This window comes from Pontibacter coccineus, from assembly GCF_030546575.1.
Lineage (GTDB): Bacteria > Bacteroidota > Bacteroidia > Cytophagales > Hymenobacteraceae > Pontibacter > Pontibacter coccineus.
Map to the genome: position 1 here is coordinate 266,247 of NZ_JAUOTN010000006.1, position 15,737 is coordinate 281,983.

Sequence of the window (15,737 nt, forward strand, 5' to 3'; positions counted from 1 at the left end):
AGAGCCGAAAGGCCAGTAAATGGCCAACCATCAGTTTTCTCGCAGATGTAAACACCCCTCTGCGCTCCCCTCAAGCGGAGAATGCGTTAGAACTTAAAGGCATACCTACGAAGAGGGACTTTTCGGTAGTTGCTATCTCTCAGGTATAGCCTCGTCGTTACAGCAGTTATTTTGCTAATGCCGGGTCCAACCACCCCTGCCCCTCTCAAGAGTGGAATTAGCCACTGCTATTTTACAGGTAAAGGCGCTGTAGTTACGATTTTGTACCTCTGGCCGGTATAGCAAGAGTAACTTGCCCCGCCAGCTACAATGCAAATAGCCTAAGCCCGGTGCACCAAATGACTACCCACTGTTTGAGCGTTCAGCGAGTTTGGGGAGTCTTGACTTTTTTGCTTACTTTTTGTGTCAAGACAAAAAGTGAGGCCCGCCCGGCCAGGGCAAGCTATAAAACAATACAGTTAGGTATAGGAAGACAGTAGCTTCGCCAGATATAGGCACTGATTCAGGTATAACCAGACCGAGCTGTGCCTGGCCCAGAGGCCCCACCATAACCGTCACGAGCGAGGACACTCTCGCCATCATTTAAAAGCTCTCCCGCAGAGCGTACGCCTGCCGCATCCGTTTAATCAAACGCTCTGACTCCTGAAAATTCACCGTCTGCTGTCCATCCGAGAAAGCCTCCTCCGGTTTCTGGTGCGTTTCGTAGATCACGCCGTCGGCTCCGGCCATCACGGCAGCCAGCGACATCGGTTCTACATGATCACGCAGGCCGATGCCGTGCGATGGATCCACGATCACCGGCAGGTGGGTTTTGGCTTTGAGCACCGGCACGGCGTTCAGGTCGAGCACATTGCGGTAGGCGCTTTCGTATGAGCGGATACCGCGCTCGCAAAGCATGATCTTTTCGTTTCCGTTCGAGAAGATATACTCGGCAGCCTGCAGCAACTCCTCCAGCGTTCCGGAGATGCCACGTTTCAGCAATACGGGTTTCTGCGCCTCTCCCAGCGCATCCAACAAATTAAAGTTCTGGCTGTTGCGGGCTCCCACCTGAAACACGTCCACAAAATCCATCATGTCCTCGATCTGCGATACCTGCATCACCTCCGTGATGATCTTAATGCCGTTCTGGCTACAAAGTTGGTGGAACATGCGCAAACCCTCCAGCCCCATTCCTCTGAAAGCATAAGGCGAACTGCGCGGCTTGAACACGCCACCCCGCATGATCTTCACGTTGTTGGCCTTCAGGTGCTCCACCACCAGCTCGATCTGCCGCTCACTCTCTATGGAGCACGGACCGGCCATAATGCTGAAGTTGCCCTCACCGATCACCACACCGTCACCCAGATCAATCAGTGTCGGATTAACGCGCCACTTGCGGGAAATCAGCTTGTACTCGTCTGAAACGCGGTGAATGTCGGCCACACCCGGCAGCTGACCCAGCGTGCGGATGTCAAAATCTTTCTTGCCGATGCCGACGATGTAATGTGCGTCCTGTGTTTTTACTTCGTTGGCCTTGAAGCCTATACCTTTGACTTCCTGCAGGATAACTTCCAGTAATTCGGCCGGTATACCTTGTTGCAATTGTATGATCATGCGATTTCGTTCTGTCTGATGCTTTGGATAAATGTGCTGATGTTCTCTTCGAGGCTGCCCGCTTTCGTTAAGGCCTTGATAAAGGCACTGCCGATGATGGCGCCGCTGGCATGGTTGCAGGCCTGTGTGAACGTGTCGTGGTTATGGATGCCAAATCCGATGATGCCCGGATTGCGCAAGCCTAGTCCGCTTACCCGCTCAAAGTAGGCCGTGTTGGTCACCGACTGACCTGTAGTAGTGCCCGTCACCGAAGCTGAAGACACCATGTAGATGAAGCCATTGGTGTGGGTGTCGATCTCGCGGATGCGCTGCTCCGGCGTCTGCGGCGTGATCAGGAAAATGTTGCTGAGGCCGTTTTGCTCGAACAGTGCTTTGTACTCCCGCACATAATCTGATAAAGGTAGATCCGGCAGAATCAAGCCGTCTATACCTAATTCACTGGCTTTGCAGAGAAAGCGCTCCACACCATACTGCATCACCGGGTTCAGGTAGCCCATCAGCACCAACGGAATCTGGGTATGCTGGCGGATGTCCTGCAGCTGCTCAAACAGCTTCGGGATGGACAACCCGTTGCGGATCGCTACTTCGCTGCTTTGTTGTATGGTCGGGCCGTCAGCCAGGGGGTCTGAGAAAGGCATGCCAATCTCGATTAGGTCTACGCCGTTTTTCTCCAGTTCCATTATGATCGGCACCGTATCCTCTAAATTCGGAAAGCCCGCCGTAAAGTATACCGAGAGCAGGCCCTCTGGCTTTTGGGCAAAGAGTTGCTGAATTCTATTTTCCATCGAAGTTGAATCTATCTAAGTAAGTTGCCAAATCTTTATCACCGCGTCCGGAAAGGTTGATCACCACCACGTCATTCGGCTTCGCGCCCAACCTGCCGATTGCAGCCAGGGCATGAGCTGTTTCCAGCGCAGGTATAATGCCCTCGAGTCGTGTCAACTCCAGCACTGCCTGCAAAGCCTCCTCGTCAGTAATACTCTCAAATATGGCACGACCAGACTGGTGCAGGTGTGCATGCAGCGGACCAACGCCCGGATAATCCAACCCGGCAGATATGGAGTATGGCTCTGTTACCTGTCCGTCTTCTGTCTGCATCAGCAAGGTGCGGCTACCGTGTATGATGCCTTCTTTGCCTAGCACGGAGGTGGCGGCGGATTCCCCGGAATCTATACCCAAGCCGGCAGCCTCCACAGCTACCAGCTTCACTTCCGGTGTATCCAGATAATGGTAAAAGGCACCCGCCGCATTGCTGCCACCGCCCACGCAAGCAACGACATAGTCCGGGTTCTCGCTGCCGGTCTTCTCAAGCAGCTGCGCTTTCATCTCTTCTGAGATCACCGCCTGAAAACGGGCCACCATGTCGGGGTATGGATGGGGACCTACTACCGAACCGATAATGTAATAAGTGTCTTCCGGATTGTTGATCCAGTCGCGGATGGCTTCGTTGGTCGCGTCTTTTAGGGTGCGGCTGCCGCTTGTGGCAGGAACTACAGTAGCACCCAACATCTTCATTCGGGCCACATTAGGTGCCTGCCGTTGAATGTCTACTTCACCCATGTACACGATACACTCCAGGTTCATCAGCGCACAAACAGTCGCCGTGGCCACCCCATGCTGCCCCGCCCCTGTCTCTGCAATGATGCGGGTCTTGCCCAGTCGCCTGGCCAGCAAGATTTGCCCGATGGTGTTGTTGATCTTGTGCGCCCCGGTATGGTTCAGGTCCTCACGCTTGAGGTAGATATTGGTGTTGTACTTCTCAGACAGGCGCCTGGCAAAGTAAAGGGGCGTCGGCCGTCCTACATAATCCCGGAGCAAACTCTGCATTTCCTCCTGAAAATCCGGCTCTGCCATGATCTTCAAATAGTTCTGACGCAGTTCCTCCACATTGGGGTATAGCATTTCCGGCACGTAAGCCCCGCCGAACCTGCCATAAAATCCATTTTCGTCAACTGAGTATTTCATATTTTTATCTTTTTGTCATTTCGACCTGAGGAATCAATCTGAATCCTTTCAAATCAATATCTCTCCTATCGTCGAGATGACAGTTAGTTCAGTTATTCTCTTTTATTAAGCTAAACAGCTTCTTCAGCTTCTCCATATCCTTCAGCCCCGGCTCCAGTTCAAAGCCACTGTTCACATCTATGGCGAAAGGTTTGGGACGTAGCTTTTCGAACTCCTTGCTCTGCAGATTTTCCAGATTGAGGCCGCCGCTCAAAAAATAAGGTATAGGTGAGAAGTAGCCCTTCATCATTTCCCAATCGAAGACAGTGCCATTGCCACCGTAGTTGTTGCCGCGGGTGTCGAAGAGGAAGTAATCGCAGTAGCGTTCGTAGAGCAAGGTGTTCTCAAAGGAAAAGCGATCGTCTACCGAAAAGGCTTTGATCAGGCGTATACTAGCCTCCTGCAAGTCCCGGCACTGGCCGGGCGTTTCACGACCGTGGAGTTGCACCAGATCCAGACCATATTTCTGGACTATATCTCGAATAACTTCAGTCGTTTCATTTACAAACACCCCAACTTTCTCTATACCTGCCGGCAATTCAGTTAAAAGCTCCGGAGTTATGGAACCTTCGCAGTAGCGTTTGGAGCCTTCATAAAAAATAAAGCCCATGTAGTCGGGTTGCAACGCGGCTACCTGCCGGATGTTATCCGGGTCGCGCATGCCGCAAACTTTTATTTTCAGGTCTTTCATTATGGATGTGGTACGAGCCTATTGCTGTGCCTGCTCAAGCGAAACGTTCTGTTGCAGCTGACGCAGCTGGCGGATAAACTCAGCGGCGGCACGTTCCGGTCTGCCGTCTGCCATAAAGGTCTCCCCGATCAGGAAACCATTGTACCCCGCCTCCTGCAGCTCAATTAACGTTTCCGGCGACTTCAATCCGCTTTCAGATACTTTGGTCATACCTGCCGGAATGTATTGCGCTAACTCCAGAGACAAAGCCACGTCCGTCTGGAAAGTCTGGAGATTGCGGTTGTTGACGCCCACAATGGTCACCTCTTCACACAGAGAAGCCTCCAGCTCCTGCCGGGAATGTACCTCTAACAAGACTTCCAGCCCGAAAGAGCGTGCGAAGGCGGCCAGTTGCTTTAGCCTGGTTGGCTCCAGTGCCGCCGCGATCAGCAAAATGGCATCGGCGCCGATAGACTTGGCTTCCACGATCTGATACTCGTCAACTGTAAAGTCTTTTCTTAGGATCGGGCAGTAATTATACTTACGGGCGATCATCAAATCTTCATTCTTACCTCCAAAAAAGTGGGTGTCCGTCAGGATAGAAAGTGCCGAAGCGCCCGCCTGCATGTAGCCGATGGAGGTGCGCTCCACTGACACGTAAGGATTAATATCGCCTTTGGAAGGGGATTTGCGCTTGATCTCGGCAATGATGCCGCTCTTATCCGGTCGCAACAGGTAGCGCTCCAGCGACAGACAAGGTGTTTCGAAGTAGAGGCTTTTTTCCAGCAATTTCACCGGGTAAAGCGCCTTGCGTTCCTCAACTTCTTTATATTTATGGGCGATTATCTGGTCGAGTATGTTCATGTTTTTCAGATTTACAGATTTGGGTATTTATTGAAGTTAAAACGATCAGGCCGTCACCAACTTTTGGTCGTTTATCAGCTTGCTAAATAAGGTATAGGCCCTGCCTGATTGCAGTGTTTCTTTAGCCAGCGCTACGGCATCAGGTATAGCTGTTTCCGGACGCGCACAGTTGATGGCCATACCTGCGTTAGCGGCTACCACATCGGTTTGGGCAGCTGTGCCCTCGCCTTTCAGCACCTTTAGGAAGATCTCAGCGGACTCTGCTATACCTGCTCCCCCTTTGATCTGGCTGTGCTCCAGACGGCCAAGTCCCAGATCGCTGGCATCAAGCAATTGCTCTTTGCTGTCTGCGATCACTTTGAAGGGACTTGTGAGGGAGATTTCGTCATAACCGTCCAGGGTATGGAGGATGCTATACCTGATGTCGGGCTGTTGCTGGTAGAGGTAGCCAAACATGCGGGCCAGCTCCAGACTGAACACGCCCACCAGCTGTTTCTTTGGGAAAGCAGGATTCACCATCGGACCAAGCATATTGAAGAACGTCTTCACGCCGAGGTCCTTGCGGATCGGGCCGACACTCTTCATGGCCGGATGGAAAAGGGGTGCATGCAAAAAGCAAATGTTATACTCGGCAATGCTGCGCTCCAGTTTATCGGTGTCGGTGGTGAACTGTATACCCAAGGCCTCCAGCACGTTGGATGAGCCGCAGGAAGAAGAGACACCATAGTTGCCGTGCTTGGCCACCGCAACACCATTGGCCGCTGCCACAAAGGAAGATAGCGTAGAAATGTTAAAGGTATCCTTGCCATCGCCACCCGTACCGCACAGGTCAATCGGGTCGTAGGCGTCCAGCTCCACCCGATGGCAGAGGTCCAGCAAGGCATTGCGGAAACCCTCCAATTCCTCCACTGTAATGCTGCGCATCATGTAGACTGTCAGGAAACTCGATATCTGGCTTTGGTTATACCTGCCCGCGGCAATGTTCTTCAGCACCTCCCGCGCCTGCTCCCGGCTCAGCGTTTTATGTTCAAATAAGTGGTTTAGTATTTCTTTCATTTTTCTTTGCCTATCAAGTAGCTCGACTTTCAACTCTTAACTTTTAACTATTCAACCAGTTCTCAATCATCTCCCGCCCGTATTCTGTGAGTACTGATTCCGGGTGAAACTGCACGCCACGCACATCAAAGTCGCGGTGGCGTAGCGCCATGATGTTGCCGGCTTCATCCACAGCCGTTGGCACCAGACAGTCGGGCAGGTTTTGCGCAACCAGCCAGGAATGATAGCGACCCGTGTTAAATTGTTGAGGGAGGTTTTGGAAGAGCGCCTCTTCCTTGCAAACTACTTCAACAGGCGTAGCGATGCCGTGCCATACCTGGTTGCTGTTAAGTAATTTGCCGCCGTACACCTCACCTATTGCCTGATGCCCGAGACATACTCCGAACAGGCTTTTGTTTGGGCCAAACTCCCGGATGATCTCCTTCAGTAAACCGGCCTCGTCCGGTATACCGGGGCCCGGTGAGAGCATGATCTTCTCGAATTGAGCCACTTCCTCCAGGCTAATCCTGTCGTTTCGTCGCACGGTCACCTCAGCGCCAAGTTCCTGCAAAAGGTGCACGAGGTTGTAGGTGAAGGAGTCGTAGTTGTCGATTACCAGAACATTCATATTAGTTGATCTCCTGTGCTAAGGTGAGGGCTTTTCGCAAAGCCATTAGTTTGTTGTCCACTTCCTGCAATTCGCTGTTTTCGTCTGATGCCGCCACAATACCGGCTCCGGCCTGGTAAAAGAGTTTGTAGTCCTTGCTGAGGAAGGACCGGATCATGATGGCGCTGTTGAAATTGCCGTTGAAGTCCATGAAACCGATGCAGCCTCCGTAAAAAGAGCGGTTGGTGGTTTCGTACTGATCGATCAGTTGCATGGCCTTGTACTTGGGGGCACCCGAAAGCGTACCTGCCGGGAAAGTGCTGGCTACCATCCGGAGCGAATCTTCCTGTTTGTGCAGCTGCCCGGACACCTTTGACACCAGGTGAATGACGTGCGAGTAAAATTGTATCTCCCGGAAAGTTTCTACCTCTACCTGATGGCCGTTTCGGCTCAGGTCGTTGCGGGCCAGGTCCACCAGCATCACGTGCTCGGCATTCTCTTTCGGGTCGGCTAAAAGCTCTTCAGCCAGGGCAGCATCGGCAGTATCGTCACCGGTCCGGCGAAAAGTGCCCGCTATCGGGAAAATACTGGCCTTGCCGTCTTTGATCACCAGCTGCGCCTCTGGCGAGGAGCCGAATATCTTGAAGCTGCCGTAGTCAAAATAAAACAGGTAAGGCGAGGGATTAACAGAGCGGAGCGCCCGGTAGACGTTAAAGTCATCGCCCTGAAAGGCCTGCTCAAAGCGGCGGGAAAGCACCAGTTGGAAAACATCGCCTCGGAAACAATGCGACTTTGCCCGCTTGATGTTCTGCAAAAAACCTTCCCGACTGATGTTACAAGCCTCCTCGCCTATCGACCTAAAGGTATAGCTCGGAATGTTGCGGCTGTTGAGCAATGCCTCCAACTGTGCGATGCCATGCTCTTCTTCCGTCCCATAGGTATGCGAGAAGATGAAGGCCTCGTTGGTAAAATGGTTGATGGCAATAATGTAGCGGTAAACGGCATAGTACAGGTCGGGCATCTGCTGACGGTCGGCTCTCAAATCAAGGTTGATGTCTTCGAAATAGCGCACGGCATCATAGTTCATGTAGCCAAACAAGCCATTGCTGATAAAGTTGAAGCTATTTTGGCCGGTCTCAAATCTACAGGCAAAATCCGATAGCCTGGCAGGTATGTTTACATCCTTGTCGATTGGCGTGGAGGTGAGCTGGCCATCAGGAAATGCTTCCGTCAGGACTTCATTCTCCGCCTTAATGCTCGCCATTGGACTGCAGCAGATGTAAGAGAAGCTGTTCTCCGCCCCGTGGTAGTCTGAACTCTCCAGCAGAATGCTATTCGGGAAACGGTCGCGCAGCTTCAGGTATACACTCACCGGTGTGAGCGTGTCGGCCAAAAGGCGTTTATGCGTCGTTGTGATCTTATACTTTGTCATCTTTCAGATAGAATTAAAAACAAAAAAGCCTGCTGTTCAGGCGAACAGCAGGCTTTTATACCTTTGGCTATAGACTATACTATTTCTTCATAATATACATAGCAGGGCTGTTCACGGAACTTTGCGTAACGTGCCACCACCATGCAGTATGAAGAAAATTTTGGATCATGTGCTTTTTTGAAAGCAGGGACAAAAACCCTGTGTTGCAAAGGTAAAGGCTAAAGCGAGGAATACAAATTCTTTCGGCAATATTTTTCTGATCGTATGGTCCAGGATACCCCTCCAGAGTCTCTGAACAAGCACTGTAGGTTGCCAGACCAAGTGCACGGAGTCGGGCATTGGGAGAAAGTATTCCATATTTGGGAATCAAGGCAATCCTCACCGGAGGCATCCTCTGCAATTAACCTTTGTTTGCCAGTTATTTGGAGCATCTTACCAAGCTGACGTTGATTGGGTCTGGTTTTTGAGAAGTATCAATTCCACTTGTATGTATTTGTCCCTGGTCAATGGTTTAGTATGGCACCTGGATGGAGCAAACAGGGATAGAGCGGAATGTATCTGAGAGAGTTTATGAAATTGATTAGAAACGAAATTTTACATCGACAAAGTAATATTCTCATTGAATTCAACCATATAGAGGGTTGGCTGTATGTTAATTGGCGCGGCTACCAAAATTATGACACCGTGGTGGCTGGCTGTGAAAGAATTCTGGAAATTCTGATGGAATTGAACTGCACCAAAGTACTAAACGACAATACGAACGTGGAAGGGATCTGGTCAGGGGCATCCCGGTGGGTGGGCCAGGACTGGCTCCCGAGGATGCAGGCTGCCGGGCTGGAGTGCTTTGCCTGGGTATACTCTCCCAGCGCATTTAGCCGACTTTCTGCTGACAAAACACTCAATTGCACAGAAGACCAAAGCTTTATCAGAACTTTTGATGACATAGAGGCAGCCAGCGACTGGTTGCGCGCCTGCTGAATAGCAACCAACCGCTTACAACCAGATAAAAGGCTGACTGTTAACTTACAGTCAGCCTTTTTATTTACAGTGCATTTACAAAGTCCCCTTGGTGCTAGGTATAGAGTTGTCATCCGGATTGCGCTTCACAGCTACCTGTATCGCTTTGGCGAACGCCTTGAAGATCGCCTCGATCTTGTGGTGTTCATTCTGCCCCTCGGCTTTCACGTTGAGGTTACACTTGGCCGCGTCGCTGAACGACTTGAAAAAGTGAAAGAACATCTCTGTCGGCATGTCCCCTACCTTCTCGCGCCTGAAATCAGCCTCCCAAACTATCCAGGGCCTTCCGCTAAAATCAATGGCCACCTGGGCCAGCACATCATCCATCGGCAGCAGGAACCCATAGCGGCTAATCCCTTTTTTATCACCCAGGGCTACCAGGAAGGCTTCTCCCAGGGCTAGGCCGGTGTCTTCGATGGTATGATGCTCATCGATGTGCAGGTCGCCTTTCACCTGTATGCTCAGGTCCAGTTTGCCGTGCTTGGCAAGCTGCTCCAGCATGTGGTCAAAGAAACCAAGGCCGGTGTGAATGTCCATTTTGCCCGTTCCATCCAGGTTCAGCTCAATGGCAATATCCGTCTCATTTGTCTGGCGCCTGATCATGGCACGTCGCGCCGGTAGTTTCAGGAAAGTATAGATCTCGTCCCAGTCGCTGGTGCTCAGGGCAGCTTCTTCTACCGTGTTCTCACCTATAAATATAGCCCTAGCTCCCAAGTTTTTAGCCAGCCGCACATCCGTCAGCCTGTCTCCTATCACGTAAGAGTTTGCCAGATCATACTCCCCCGACAGGTATTTTTTCATCATACCTATACCTGGCTTTCTGGTCTCCAAACCTTCATGCTCAAAGCTCCGGTCAATCAGGATGTCCGCGAATGCTATACCTTCTCCTTTCAGTATATCGAGCATCTTGTTTTGATATGGCCAGAAAGTGTGCTCCGGGTAGGAATCGGTGCCGAGTCCATCCTGGTTGGTTACCATGACCAACTCGTAATCAAGTTCCGTGTAGATCCTGTGGAGGTTGCGGATCACTTTTGGCAAGAACTCGAATTTCTCAAAAGAGTCAACCTGGAAATCCGTTTTCGGCTCTACCAGTATGGTGCCGTCCCGGTCTATGAATAATGCTTTTTTCATATTTTTTCGTATCACGTTTCGCGACACATGTATCTCGATATCATCAGAATTAACTGCACTTTAGACTACCCGACAAATGATCATTTACAAACGAGGCATCAGATTGCAAATCCGAACAAACAGTCTGGCAGCAACTCAAAAGCCTTAATTCCCTTGTCTTAAGTCCTTTATCTGGTCATCACTGAAGGCATCCTGTTACTTGATACGTGTGTCTTGCTATTAAATTTTAAAACTTGCTATAGCCTGAAACAGCTGTTGATTCTCTTCTGTGGTGCCAATGGATATCCGCAGGCAGCCCTCACAACCGGGCAAACTGGAACGGTTGCGCACCACAATACCCTGCTCCAGCAAATAGGTATAGAGTCGGTTGGCCTCTTTTACCTTCACCAGCAGGAAGTTGGCGTCTGATGGGTATACCTTTTCCACGGCGTCGAGAGTCGGAAGCGCCTGCACGAGCATTTCCCTCTCCTGCACGATCTCCTCGATCATGTAGGCCAGTTGCTCCGTTTGTTCCAATGCCTTTAATGCCAGCTCCTGGGTGGCTTCGTTTATATTATAGGGTGGTTTGATCTTGTCGAGCAGCGCGACGATCTCTTCCGAGGCAAAGGCCATACCCAGTCGCAGGCCAGCCATACCCCAGGCTTTGGAGAAAGTTTGCAGCACGACAAGGTTCGGGTAGTCTGCTAATCGGGTAGTCCAACTCGGCGCATCAGCAAAGTCGATGTAGGCTTCGTCTACTACCACCAGTCCGTCGAAATTATCCAGCAGGGTTTCGATACTTTCCGCTTCGATCAGGTTACCTGTCGGGTTGTTAGGTGAGCAGACGAAGATCAGCTTGGTCGTAGCCTTTACCTGACGCAGCACTTCCAGCACCGGAATTTGAAAGTTTGGCGTCAGCTGCACCGCGTCCAGCTGCACTTCGTTCAGATTGGCCGACACTTCATACATACCGTAAGTTGGCGGCAGGTGCAGCATGCTGTCCTGTCCCGGTCGGCATACCATCCGGAATAGCAAATCGATGGCTTCGTCAGATCCATTGCCCAGGAAAATCTGGGATGGCTTTATACCTTTTATACCTGCAATTTTCTCCTTTAGCTTTTTCTGGTGCGGGTCAGGGTAGCGGTTGTATCCTTCTCCGGCCAAACTTCCCAGGTTATTCTCGTTGGCATCCACAAAGACGCTGGCAGCCCCCTTAAACTCGTCCCGAGCTGAAGAATAGGCTTTCATTTTGAGTACGTTCGGACGTACGATTCTCTCCAGGTTAAACATTTTGCACCTCCTTCAATCTGATACTTACGGCATTTTTGTGGGCTTCCAAACCCTCCGCGGTAGCCATTACCTCAATCGTTTTACCGATGTTTCGCAAGCCTGCCGGGGTGATGTGTTGAAACGTGATTTTCTTCACAAAGCTGTCGAGCGACACGCCACTGTAAGCCCGGGCATAGCCGTTAGTGGGTAAGGTGTGGTTCGTGCCTGAAGCATAGTCGCCCGCCGATTCCGGACTGTAGTTGCCCAGGAAAACCGAACCTGCATTGGTGATCTCGTCCAGCACCTCTTCAAAATTGCTGATAGACAGGATCAGGTGCTCCGGAGCGTATAGGTTTGAAAAGCGCAGCATCTCATCTACGCTGCCAAGCAGTATGCCCAAGCTGTTTTGTAAGGCTTTGGCGGCAAACTCTTTACGGGGCAAAACGTCCAGTTGTGCCTGAAGCTCCTGCGCTACGCTGTTTAGCAGCTGAGCAGAAGTGGTCAAGAGCACCACCTGCGAGTCAGCGCCATGTTCTGCCTGCGAAAGCAGATCAGCCGCCACGAAAGCTGGATTAGCTGAATCATCCGCCATTACCAGCACCTCCGATGGTCCGGCCGGCAGATCAATGGCAACGCCCGTCTTGCTGAGCATCTGCTTAGCCACGGTCACATACTGGTTTCCCGGTCCGAAAATCTTGTTCACGGCAGGTATAGACTCCGTGCCAAAGGCCATGGCGGCAATGGCCTGCGCACCGCCTACCTTGGCGATCTGATCTATACCTAGCAGTGAGGCCGTATAGCGTATGGCCGGATGGATGGATCCGTCCTTTGCCGGTGGCGTACACAAAATGACTTCCGGGCAACCAGCCAGTTTGGCGGGTACACCCAGCATCAGCAAAGTAGAGAACAGAGGCGCTGTGCCGCCAGGTATGTATAAGCCCACCCGATCGATCGGCACGCTCTTACGCCAGCAAGTCACGCCCGGCATGGTTTCCACTTGTTTAGGCTGCTCGGCCTGCTGCGCATGAAAAAGCTGTATGTTGCTATAGGCCTGCAGAATGGCTTCTTTCAGCTCAGCGGACAGTTCCGCTTCTGCCGTCGCGATCTCTTCCTGAGTATCAAAGAGGCTGGTCAGTTTCACACCGTCATACTTTTGCGTTAGCTCCTTCAGAGCAGCATCGCCTTGCTCCTGCACCAATTGGAAAGTCCGGGCTATACCTGCTTCCAGATCATCATAATTTTGAGTGGGCCGCTTCACCAACTCCTGCCAGTCTGCCTGGGCCGGATATTCTATTTTGCGCATCATATGATCATCTTTTCAATAGGTACAACTAAAATGCCCTGAGCACCTGCCTCTTTCAGCTTCTCAATGATCTCCCAAAAATCGTCTTCATTCACAACCGAATGTAACGAGCTCCAGCCCTCTTCGGCCAGCGGTAAGATGGAAGGCGATTTAGCGCCCGGCAGCAGCAGGCTAATTTCAGCAATCTTCTCGTTCGGTGCGTTCAGCAAAATGTACTTGGCTTTTTGAGCGCGCTGTACGGCGTGGATGCGGAACAAAAGTTTATTCAGAATCTCTTGCTTCTCAGCATTCAGATGGCCATTCGCGATCAGCACTGCCTGCGACTTGAACACGCGCTCCACCTCCCGTAAACCATTACTGATCAGTGTACTGCCCGAACTCACGATGTCGCATATGGCGTCCGCCAGTCCGATGCTGGGGGCGATCTCCACGGAACCACTGATGGTATGGATGTTGGCCTGCACGCCTTTTTCGTCGAGGTATGCCTGTAACAATTTGGGATAGGAGGTCGCAATGTTTTTGCCCTGCAGGTCGCTGATGTCTTCGTATGGGTCGCCCTTTGGTACAGCCAGCGACAAACGGCATTTGGAAAAACCGAGCTGCTCGACTGCCAGGCGCTGCATTCCCTCCTCAACCAGCACATTCTCCCCGACTATACCTATGTCGGCCACGCCATCGGCCACATAGCCTGGTATATCGTCATCGCGCAGGTATAGAATTTCGAGCGGGAAGTTGGTTGATTCGGTTTTGAGTTTCAGCGAACTGGTGATAAACGAGATGCCGCACTCACGGATCAGTTTGAGCGAGTCTTCACTCAGCCTGCCGGATTTCTGTATTGCTAAACGTAGCATATATGTTGAATGTATTAAATGGGTACAAATACAAATGACCTTGCCGGAGGCAAAGTATAAAAAGGGTGCAAAGACCCTACCGGGGGCTATATGATTGTATGATTCCTCTTACGAGGAATGATGGAAATGATGGTGATGCGCAGCAGAACCACAGGCAACAGGCGCTGCCGTAGAAATGAAGGAAATGATATGTAGCGTGGTTTTGCTCATCTGCTGTTGCAAAGGTACAGTTGATTTTGGTTTATACAAACAAGCGCCAATATTGTTTTGTATGAGGCATAATTTGGCCCTTACCTAAAAAGGCACCCATCAGTTACGACAGGTGCCTTTTTAGGTAAGGGCCAAAAGACCCTGCAAGCGTCAGCTTACTTTTTGAGAATCATCTTGATGGTTTGTGCTTTAGAACCGGTGATCAGACGGGCAAGGTACACGCCTTCTGCCAGGTGACGGGCATCCAGTTCGTACTCGTATACCTGTCCTGCATCGGCCTTGCCAGTCGCCACCTTTCTGATTAGCGAGCCTCTCACATCGTATACCTCCAGCGCAAAGCTCTGCTCCGTATCGAAGGCGAAACGAATCGTCGTTCTGTCAGAGAATGCGTTCGGATAGTTGTCGAAGCGGGCTATTGATAAACCTTCCAATTGATCAGCTACTTCAAGCTTCTTGCCGGTACTCGCAGTAAGTGCTTTGTTCTCGTGGATTACGATGGAGCCGCCGCCTATAGCTGTGGAAGCATCTGCGTTATCAGCTGCACCTAATTGGTTGTCATAAACAATAGCACCATCTTTTCTATCCCAAATCTTGATCCTGAATCTGTCAGCTTCTGCTTTACCTTTCAAATCACCATCTACAACAGAAACCATAAAGGCATAATCACCTCTATTGTTGATGGTTCCAATACCTTTATAGATCGCTTTATGCCCAGCTACAACTAAAGACATTGCATCATGTGCTGAACTCTTGAAGTCCAGATCACCAGCTTTGAAATGGAACTCAGTGTTACCATCTACCAGGTTAGAACCCTTTTTATATTTGGCGTTGAATCCAAAATTGGCTTTACCTACAATCAAAGGATTAGCTACATAGGCGCCTGGAGGTGAATCAATCCAGCCACCACCTGTCACGAAGCCACCATTTGGATCGAAAATAACAACATAGTTGTAATGGGTAGATGTTTTCTCTCCACAATGATCTTCAATTGTCACCACAACAGAGTATACTCCAGGTTCAGAATATTTGTGAGTGGCTGTTATTGAAGTGCCACTAATAGGTGTTGTCGTTGATTCTCCATCTCCCCAATTCCAAACTGCTGAACGTATGTTGTCATCGTCAAACGTTGCAGTCAGCGTAACTTCAGCTCCTTGCTGAACAGGGGAAGCCGGGCCAGAAACAACTAAGTTAGATGGCTTAGCATTTTCAACGGTTACTGTGAAGCTAGCTTCTGTCTTGTTGCCCGCTTCGTCAGTAGCTGTGTAGGTCACGGTGGTTGTACCCACTGGGAACACAGCGCCAGAAGCAAGACCAACTTTCATTTCTGGAGATACATTTGAGCAGTTGTCAGATGCGGATACATTATAATTTACAACAGCTCCGCATTTATCAGTAGCTGTTCGAACTACTATATTACCAGGAACTGTAACAACTGGAGCTTCACTGTCTTTCACAGATACCTTCATCTGATCTTTCGCTGTGTTACCAGCAGCGTCTGTTGCGGTATAGGAAATGGTGGTTTCACCCTGATTGAAAGTATATGTTCCAACCTGACCATCTCCACTTCCCGTAGTTGCACCTGTCATTACCCAAATTAATTGGCTTCCTGAACAGTTGTCATCGAAAGTAGCATCAGAAACTGGAAGGCTAGCAGTACATGACCCTTTATCGGTACCTAAGCTCTGGTCGTTGGCTGCCGTGATCGTTGGATTAGTCTCGTCAACGACCGTCACGGTCTGAGTCGCGGTCGCGGTCAGACCAGCACCGTCAGT

The 15,737-nt window shown here is 50.7% G+C and carries 14 protein-coding genes; 1 reads left to right on the forward strand and 13 read right to left on the reverse strand.

What is annotated here, in order from left to right:
• Positions 1 to 582: 582 nt before the first annotated feature.
• The 8 genes from Q4E40_RS15480 to Q4E40_RS15515 form a co-directional block, all read right to left on the reverse strand.
• Positions 583 to 1,593: a bifunctional 3-deoxy-7-phosphoheptulonate synthase/chorismate mutase gene (locus Q4E40_RS15480; protein WP_303413434.1), complete on the reverse strand. Its 1,011-nt coding sequence runs from the start codon at positions 1,591 to 1,593 to the stop codon at positions 583 to 585.
• Complete coding sequence (gene trpA / locus Q4E40_RS15485) at positions 1,590 to 2,378, reverse strand: tryptophan synthase subunit alpha (protein WP_303413435.1); 789 nt, start codon at positions 2,376 to 2,378, stop codon at positions 1,590 to 1,592. The genes Q4E40_RS15480 and trpA overlap by 4 nt, the downstream gene beginning before the upstream one ends.
• On the reverse strand, positions 2,368 to 3,558 hold the full coding sequence (gene trpB / locus Q4E40_RS15490) for a tryptophan synthase subunit beta (RefSeq protein ID WP_303413436.1): 1,191 nt from the start codon (positions 3,556 to 3,558) through the stop codon (positions 2,368 to 2,370). The genes trpA and trpB overlap by 11 nt, the downstream gene beginning before the upstream one ends.
• 88 nt (positions 3,559 to 3,646) lie before the next feature.
• Complete coding sequence (locus Q4E40_RS15495) at positions 3,647 to 4,288, reverse strand: phosphoribosylanthranilate isomerase (protein WP_303413438.1); 642 nt, start codon at positions 4,286 to 4,288, stop codon at positions 3,647 to 3,649.
• Positions 4,289 to 4,306: 18 nt separating this feature from the next.
• Positions 4,307 to 5,131: an indole-3-glycerol phosphate synthase TrpC gene (trpC, locus tag Q4E40_RS15500; RefSeq protein WP_303413439.1), complete on the reverse strand. Its 825-nt coding sequence runs from the start codon at positions 5,129 to 5,131 to the stop codon at positions 4,307 to 4,309.
• Positions 5,132 to 5,176: 45 nt separating this feature from the next.
• Positions 5,177 to 6,187, reverse strand: coding sequence for an anthranilate phosphoribosyltransferase (gene trpD / locus Q4E40_RS15505; protein WP_303413440.1), 1,011 nt, complete (start codon positions 6,185 to 6,187; stop codon positions 5,177 to 5,179).
• 43 nt (positions 6,188 to 6,230) lie between these two features.
• Entirely contained in the window at positions 6,231 to 6,794 is a 564-nt protein-coding gene (locus Q4E40_RS15510; protein ID WP_303413441.1) for an anthranilate synthase component II, read from the reverse strand.
• A gap of 1 nt (position 6,795) precedes the next feature.
• Complete coding sequence (locus Q4E40_RS15515) at positions 6,796 to 8,205, reverse strand: anthranilate synthase component I family protein (protein WP_303413442.1); 1,410 nt, start codon at positions 8,203 to 8,205, stop codon at positions 6,796 to 6,798.
• 720 nt (positions 8,206 to 8,925) lie between these two features.
• On the opposite strand from Q4E40_RS15515, the gene Q4E40_RS15520 reads away from it, so the two are divergent.
• Positions 8,926 to 9,183, forward strand: coding sequence for a hypothetical protein (locus tag Q4E40_RS15520; RefSeq protein ID WP_303413444.1), 258 nt, complete (start codon positions 8,926 to 8,928; stop codon positions 9,181 to 9,183).
• A 75-nt stretch (positions 9,184 to 9,258) separates the two neighbouring features.
• Here the strand turns inward: Q4E40_RS15520 and hisB are convergent, their stop codons facing one another.
• From hisB to Q4E40_RS15545, 5 genes are all read right to left on the reverse strand, one after another.
• Positions 9,259 to 10,353 carry a bifunctional histidinol-phosphatase/imidazoleglycerol-phosphate dehydratase HisB gene (gene hisB, locus Q4E40_RS15525; protein ID WP_303413446.1) on the reverse strand — a complete coding sequence of 365 codons (1,095 nt, stop codon included), beginning with the start codon at positions 10,351 to 10,353 and terminating at the stop codon, positions 9,259 to 9,261.
• Positions 10,354 to 10,572: 219 nt separating this feature from the next.
• A complete protein-coding gene (gene hisC, locus Q4E40_RS15530) occupies positions 10,573 to 11,622 on the reverse strand; it encodes a histidinol-phosphate transaminase (protein ID WP_303413447.1) in 1,050 nt (349 codons plus the stop codon).
• Positions 11,615 to 12,904, reverse strand: coding sequence for a histidinol dehydrogenase (hisD, locus tag Q4E40_RS15535; protein ID WP_303413452.1), 1,290 nt, complete (start codon positions 12,902 to 12,904; stop codon positions 11,615 to 11,617). Before hisD ends, hisC begins: the two co-directional genes overlap by 8 nt.
• Complete coding sequence (gene hisG, locus Q4E40_RS15540; RefSeq protein WP_303413448.1) at positions 12,904 to 13,755, reverse strand: ATP phosphoribosyltransferase; 852 nt, start codon at positions 13,753 to 13,755, stop codon at positions 12,904 to 12,906. Before hisG ends, hisD begins: the two co-directional genes overlap by 1 nt.
• Positions 13,756 to 14,120: 365 nt before the next feature.
• The coding region (locus tag Q4E40_RS15545; protein WP_303413449.1) for an HYR domain-containing protein at positions 14,121 to 15,737 on the reverse strand (1,617 nt) is incomplete at its 5' end.